Origin of the sequence: Stenotrophomonas sp. 3diitr2024 (assembly GCF_042136455.1) — a bacterium.
Taxonomy (GTDB): Bacteria; Pseudomonadota; Gammaproteobacteria; order Xanthomonadales; family Xanthomonadaceae; genus Stenotrophomonas; species Stenotrophomonas sepilia.
Map to the genome: position 1 here is coordinate 1 of NZ_JBHHMJ010000174.1, position 7,320 is coordinate 7,320.

The 7,320-nt window shown below is 63.8% G+C and carries 5 protein-coding genes; all 5 read left to right on the top strand.

What is annotated here, in order from left to right:
* Window positions 1–283 precede the first annotated feature (283 nt).
* On the top strand, window positions 284–712 hold the full coding sequence (gene rplK, locus ABGA94_RS04130) for a 50S ribosomal protein L11 (protein WP_004145248.1): 429 nt from the start codon (window positions 284–286) through the stop codon (window positions 710–712).
* A 4-nt stretch (window positions 713–716) separates the two neighbouring features.
* Complete coding sequence (gene rplA, locus ABGA94_RS04135; RefSeq protein ID WP_005415407.1) at window positions 717–1,415, top strand: 50S ribosomal protein L1; 699 nt, start codon at window positions 717–719, stop codon at window positions 1,413–1,415.
* Between the two features lie 386 nt (window positions 1,416–1,801).
* Window positions 1,802–2,338 (top strand): 50S ribosomal protein L10, encoded by a 537-nt coding sequence (gene rplJ / locus ABGA94_RS04140; RefSeq protein ID WP_005408203.1) that lies wholly within the window; start codon window positions 1,802–1,804, stop codon window positions 2,336–2,338.
* 63 nt (window positions 2,339–2,401) lie between these two features.
* On the top strand, window positions 2,402–2,770 hold the full coding sequence (gene rplL, locus ABGA94_RS04145; RefSeq protein ID WP_005415408.1) for a 50S ribosomal protein L7/L12: 369 nt from the start codon (window positions 2,402–2,404) through the stop codon (window positions 2,768–2,770).
* A gap of 363 nt (window positions 2,771–3,133) precedes the next feature.
* The gene (gene rpoB, locus ABGA94_RS04150) at window positions 3,134–7,288 is read left to right on the top strand and encodes a DNA-directed RNA polymerase subunit beta (protein WP_005415409.1); all 4,155 of its coding nucleotides are present in this window, start codon (window positions 3,134–3,136) and stop codon (window positions 7,286–7,288) included.
* Window positions 7,289–7,320 lie beyond the last annotated feature (32 nt).

Sequence of the window (7,320 nt, forward strand, 5' to 3'; positions counted from 1 at the left end):
GAGCCATGCTCGACTCCGGGGTCTGGATGGTGCGGTAGTCGGGCATGGCTCGACTCTCCAAAGGGAACCGGGCCTGGCCCGGTTCCGTTCGTTTACCTGCCGCTTCAGGCATGTGAAGAAAAAACCTGTTATAGTGCGCGGCTCCCCGCTGGGGAAGCCAGCAGGACGAGGCCGCCGCAAGGTGGCCTTCAGCATGATTTCAAAACGCGATGCCGGGACGCGTGATTCCCGGTCCGATGGGGAGCCTGTTGTCGAAAGGCGCTAGCACCCGGAGAGCACTCACATGGCAAAGAAAGTTGTCGGTTACATCAAGCTGCAGGTGAAGGCCGGTCAGGCCAACCCCTCGCCGCCGGTCGGTCCTGCGCTGGGTCAGCGTGGCCTGAACATCATGGAATTCTGCAAGGCGTTCAACGCTGCCACGCAGAAGCTCGAGCCGGGTCTGCCGGTTCCGGTGATCATCACGGCCTACTCGGACCGTACGTTCACCTTCATCACCAAGAGCACCCCGGCTACCACCCTGCTGAAGAAGGCCGCTGGCATCTCGTCGGGCTCCAAGCGCCCGAACACCGAGAAGGTCGGCAAGGTCACCCGTAAGCAGCTGGAAGAGATCGCCAAGGCGAAGGAACCGGATCTGACTGCCGCCGACCTGGACGCCGCCGTGCGTACCATCGCTGGCTCTGCCCGTTCCATGGGCCTCGTGGTGGAGGGTTAATAAGATGGCACAGACCAAGCGTGAGAAGGCCATCAAGGCCGCCGTCGTTCCGGGCAAGGCATACGCCTTCGAGGACGCGATCAACATCCTGAAGACCGCCACCAAGGCCAAGTTCGTCGAGTCGATCGACGTCGCCGTGCGCCTGGGCGTCGATGCGAAGAAGTCCGACCAGCAGGTCCGTGGCTCCACCGTGCTGCCGGCCGGTACCGGCAAGTCGGTCCGCGTCGCCGTGTTCGCTCCGGCCGGTGCCAAGGCTGACGAAGCCCTGGCTGCTGGCGCCGACGCCGTCGGTATGGATGACCTGGCCGAGAAGATGCAGGCCGGCGATCTGAACTACGATGTCGTCATCGCGACCCCGGACGCCATGCGCGTCGTCGGTAAGCTGGGCACCGTGCTGGGCCCGCGCGGCCTGATGCCGAACCCGAAGGTCGGCACCGTTTCCCCGAACCCGGGTGAAGCCGTGAAGAACGCCAAGTCGGGTCAGGTCCGTTACCGCACCGACAAGGCCGGCATCATCCACTGCACCATCGGCAAGGCCGACTTCGCCGAAGACGCGCTGAAGTCGAACCTGACCGCGCTGCTGCTGGACCTGATCAAGGCCAAGCCGGCCACCTCGAAGGGCACCTACCTGCAGAAGGTTTCGGTCAGCTCGACGATGGGCCCGGGCGTCACCGTCGACCAGTCGTCGCTGACCCTGAAGTAATTGTTTCAAGCGGTCACGGTGCCCCGGGTGCCGTGACCGTGACATTTGAAGGCATCGCTGGCAGTGCATCGCCCGCGGTAGCCGTCAAAGACCGCAGGCGCGGTCGTGGCAATACCGGCGACGGGCATGGAGGCTCGATCTGGCAAGGAGTCGCCGCCGGAGCAGTCAGGAGCGCTTAATCGATTCCCCGGAATCACCCTGCGTAGATGGTGCCCTTCTGGAGTTTTTCTGGTTCACGCACGTCTGGGTTTCCCAGGTTGGCCCACTCCAGGTCTAGAACGGCCCACCCCCGGAACATCATCCCGATGTTCCCGGCGTCCAGGACGGATGCCGCACAGGACCGCACACGGCAGGAGCCGTAAGCGGAGTTCAATAGGAGGAGTGCAATGGCTCTCAATCTGTCCCAGAAGCAAGAAGTAGTCGCCGAGCTGGCAGACGTCGCCGCCAAGGCCCACTCCTTGATCGCAGCCGAATACGCTGGCACCACGGTCGCCCAGATGACCGCGATGCGCAAGCAGGCTCGTGAAACCGGTGTTTTCTTGAAGGTTGTCAAGAACACCCTGGCTTCGCGCGCCGTTGAAGGCACCGAGTTCGCAGTCGCCCAGGACCAGATGGTTGGTCCGCTGCTGTACGCGTTCTCGCTCGAGGAGCCCGGCGCTGCCGGTCGCCTGATCAAGGAAGCCGCCAAGGGCAACGACAAGCTGAAGGCTAAGGTCGTCGCCATCGGTGGTGAAGTGTTCCCGGCGAGCCACGTCGACGTGCTGGCATCGCTGCCGACCCGCGACCAGGCCCTGGCCATGCTGGCCCGCGTCCTGACCGAGCCGGTCACGATGTTTGCCCGCGCCATCAAGGCCGTTGGCGAGAAGCAGGGGGGTGGCGATGTCGCCGCTGACGCTGCCGAGCCGGCCGCCGAGACCGCCTGAGTTTCGACTTACCGTGGTTCCTGACGGGACCTCAATCCAGAAAATCATCCAAAGGTATTAATCATGTCCCTTACCAACGAACAGATCGTCGACGCCATCGCCGAGAAGTCCCTGATGGAAGTGATGGAGCTGGTCAAGGCCATCGAAGAGAAGTTCGGCGTCTCCGCCGCTGCTCCGGTTGCCGTGGCTGCTGCCGCTGGCCCGGCTGCTGCTGTTGAAGAGCAGACCGAATTCGTCGTCACCCTGAAGACTGCCGGCGAGAAGAAGGTCGAAGTCATCAAGGCCGTCCGCGCCATCACCGGCCTGGGCCTGAAGGAAGCGAAGGACCTGGCCGAAGCCGGCGGCGTCCTGAAGGACAACGCTTCGAAGGAAGAAGCCGAGAAGATGAAGAAGGACCTGGAAGCTGCTGGCGCGACTGTCGAAGTCAAGTAAGCAGTTACCTTGCATCGTCACCGATTCGCGGCGATGCAGCCAAGGCTGGGGGCGTAAGCCCCCGGCCTTTGGTCGTTGTAGCGGTGGTGTAGGGTCGGCTGTTAGTCGACTGCTGTGAAGGAAGTCGACCAACAGTCGGCTCTACTGTTTCAAAAGCAGGAAAAAGCCCAACACGGGCTGCAGTCAAACCCCGGCAGGCCAGCGCCGAGCGCGGCAGCGGGGGAGTGGTAGCAGACGAGTTGGCAGTTGGAAGTAGCGGGAGAAGGCGTGCTGGTGCCGGCAATACCAGCGACTTCCAACTGACAATTTCAAGTTCCCTTCGGATCGTGGGCGCACGATCCGCACAACAAGGTGGAAGACCTCATGACGTCCTATTCGTTCACCGAAAAAAAGCGTATCCGCAAGGATTTCGGCAAGCAGCGCTCGATTCTCGAAGTGCCGTTCCTGCTCGCCATCCAGGTGGATTCCTATCGTGAATTCCTGCAGGAAAACGTCGATCCGGCCAAGCGCACGGACCACGGCCTGCACGCTGCGCTGAAGTCGGTCTTCCCGATCGCCAGCTACAGCGGCAACGCTGCCCTGGAATACGTCGGCTACAAGCTGGGCGAACCGGTCTTCGACGAGCGTGAGTGCCGCCAGCGCGGCATGAGCTACGGCGCCCCGCTGCGCGTGACCGTGCGCCTGGTGATCTACGACCGTGAGTCGTCGACCAAGGCCATCAAGTACGTGAAGGAGCAGGAGGTCTATCTGGGCGAAATCCCGCTGATGACCGAGAACGGCACCTTCATCGTCAACGGCACCGAGCGCGTCATCGTCTCCCAGCTGCACCGCTCGCCGGGCGTGTTCTTCGACCACGACCGTGGCAAGACCCACAGCTCGGGCAAGCTGCTGTACAGCGCCCGCATCATTCCCTACCGCGGCTCCTGGCTGGACTTCGAGTTCGACCCGAAGGACGCGCTGTTCACCCGTATCGACCGCCGCCGCAAGCTGCCGGTGTCGATCCTGCTGCGCGCGCTCGGCTACAGCAACGAAGAGATGCTGGCCGAGTTCTTCGAGATCAACACCTTCCACATCAACCCGGATGAAGGCGTCCAGCTGGAGCTGGTGCCGGAGCGCCTGCGTGGCGAGACCCTGGGCTTCGACCTCGCCGACGGCGACAAGGTCATCGTGGAAGCCGGCAAGCGCATCACCGCGCGTCACATCAAGCAGCTGGAAGCCTCGGGCATTGCCGCCCTGGCCGTGCCGGACGACTACATCGTCGGCCGCATCCTGTCGCACGACGTGGTCGATGCCTCGACCGGCGAACTGCTGGCCCAGGCCAACGACGAGATCACGGACGAGCAGCTGCAGGCCTTCCGCAAGGCCGGTGTGGATGCCGTGGGCACCCTGTGGGTGAACGACCTGGATCGTGGCCCGTACCTGTCCAACACCCTGCGTATCGACCCGACCAAGACCCAGCTGGAAGCCCTGGTCGAGATCTACCGCATGATGCGTCCGGGCGAGCCGCCGACCAAGGATGCCGCGCAGAACCTGTTCCACAACCTGTTCTTCACCTTCGAGCGCTACGACCTGTCCGCGGTCGGCCGCATGAAGTTCAACCGTCGCGTGGGCCGCAAGGAAACCACCGGCGAAGCCGTGTTGTACGACAGCAAGTACTTCGGCGAGCGCAACGACGAAGAGTCCAAGCGCCTGGTCGCTGCCCACGGCGAAAGCTCCGACATCCTGGACGTGATCAAGGTCCTGACCGAGATCCGCAACGGTCGCGGCGTGGTCGACGACATCGATCACCTGGGCAACCGTCGCGTGCGTTCGGTCGGCGAAATGGCCGAGAACGTGTTCCGCGTCGGCCTGGTCCGCGTCGAGCGTGCGGTCAAGGAGCGCCTGTCGATGGCCGAATCGGAAGGCCTGACCCCGCAGGAACTGATCAACGCCAAGCCGGTCGCCGCTGCCATCAAGGAGTTCTTCGGCTCCTCGCAGCTGTCGCAGTTCATGGACCAGAACAACCCGCTGTCGGAAGTGACGCACAAGCGTCGCGTCTCGGCCCTGGGCCCGGGCGGCCTGACCCGTGAGCGCGCCGGCTTCGAAGTGCGCGACGTGCACCCGACCCATTACGGCCGCGTCTGCACCATCGAAACCCCGGAAGGCCCGAACATCGGCCTGATCAACTCGCTGGCCGTGTACGCCCGCACCAACAAGTACGGTTTCCTCGAGACCCCGTACCGCAAGGTCGTGGACGGCAAGGTCTATGACGAAGTCGAGTTCCTGTCGGCCATTGAAGAGAACGAGTACGTCATTGCGCAGGCCAACGCGCTGACCGACGCCAAGGGCACCCTGACCGAGCAGTTCGTTCCGTGCCGCTTCCAGGGCGAGTCGCTGCTGAAGCCGCCGGCGGAAGTCCACTTCATGGACGTTTCGCCGATGCAGACCGTCTCGATCGCGGCCGCGCTGGTTCCGTTCCTGGAGCACGATGACGCGAACCGCGCACTGATGGGCGCCAACATGCAGCGTCAGGCCGTGCCGACCCTGCGTTCGCAGAAGCCGCTGGTCGGTACCGGCATCGAGCGCGCCGTGGCGCGTGACTCGGGTGTGACCGTGAACGCCCGTCGTGGTGGTGAGATCGTGCAGATCGACGCCGCCCGCATCGTGGTCAAGGTCAACGAGGAAGAGATCGTTGGCGCCACCGACGCCGGCGTGGACATCTACAACCTGGTCAAGTACACCCGGTCGAACCAGAACACCTGCATCAACCAGCGTCCGCTGGTCCAGGTGGGTGACGTCATCGCCCGCGGCGACGTGCTGGCCGACGGTCCGTCCACCGACATCGGCGAGCTGGCCCTGGGCCAGAACATGCTGATCGCGTTCATGCCGTGGAACGGCTACAACTTCGAAGACTCCATCCTGCTCTCCGAGCGCGTGGTGGAAGAGGATCGCTACACCACGATCCACATCGAAGAGCTGACCTGCGTCGCGCGTGACACCAAGCTGGGGCCGGAGGAAATCTCCGCCGACATCCCGAACGTCTCCGAGCAGGCGCTGAACCGCCTGGACGAGAGCGGCGTGGTGTACATCGGTGCAGAAGTGCGCGCTGGCGACATCCTGGTCGGCAAGGTCACCCCGAAGGGCGAAAGCCAGCTGACCCCGGAAGAGAAGCTGCTGCGCGCGATCTTCGGCGAGAAGGCTTCGGACGTTAAGGACAGCTCGCTGCGCGTTCCGCCGGGCATGGACGGCACCGTCATCGACGTGCAGGTCTTCACCCGCGACGGCATCGAGAAGGACAAGCGCGCGCGCCAGATCGAAGAGTCCGAAATCAAGCGCGTCAAGAAGGACTTCGATGACCAGTTCCGCATCCTGGAAGCGGCCATCTACATGCGTCTGCGTTCGCAGATCGTGGGCAAGGTGGTCAATGGTGGTGCTGGCCTGAAGAAGGGTGACGTGATCACCGACGCCTTCCTCGACGGCCTGAAGAAGTCTGACTGGTTCGCCCTGCGCATGAAGGACGAGGACGCCTCGGAAGCCATCGAGCGCGCCCAGAAGCAGATCCAGGCGCACGAGAAGGAATTCGAGCGTCGCTTCGCCGACAAGCGCGGCAAGATCACCGCGGGCGACGACCTCGCCCCGGGCGTGCTGAAGATGGTCAAGGTGTTCCTGGCGGTGAAGCGCCGCATCCAGCCGGGTGACAAGATGGCAGGCCGCCACGGCAACAAGGGTGTGGTGTCCAACGTGGTGCCGGTCGAGGACATGCCGTACATGGCCTCGGGCGAGACCGTGGACATCGTGCTGAACCCGCTGGGCGTGCCGTCGCGTATGAACATCGGCCAGATCCTGGAAGTGCACCTGGGCTGGGCCGCCAAGGGTCTGGGTCGCAAGATCCAGGCGATGCTGGAAGCCCAGGCGGCGGTCGCCGACCTGCGCAAGTTCCTGGACGACATCTACAACCACGACGACACCAACGTGGCCAACCGTGTCGACCTGTCGCAGTTCAGCGACGAGGAGCTGCTGCGCCTGGCCCGCAACCTGACCGACGGCGTGCCGATGGCCACCCCGGTGTTCGACGGCGCCACCGAAGCGGAAATCAAGCGCATGCTGGAACTGGCCGACCTGCCGAGCAGTGGCCAGACCCAGCTGTACGACGGCCGCACCGGTGAAGCCTTCGACCGCCATACCACCGTCGGTTACATGCACTACCTGAAGCTGAACCACCTGGTCGACGACAAGATGCACGCCCGTTCGACCGGTCCGTACTCGCTCGTCACCCAGCAGCCGCTGGGCGGCAAGGCGCAGTTCGGCGGCCAGCGCTTCGGTGAAATGGAAGTCTGGGCGCTGGAAGCCTACGGCGCGGCCTACACCCTGCAGGAAATGCTGACGGTGAAGTCCGATGACGTGCAGGGCCGCAACCAGATGTACAAGAACATCGTCGACGGCGAGCACGAGATGGTCGCGGGCATGCCGGAATCCTTCAACGTGCTCGTGAAGGAAATCCGCTCGCTGGCCATCAACATGGAACTGGAAGACAACTGATCCATGCCGGCGCGGCGGTCCGCCGCCGCGCC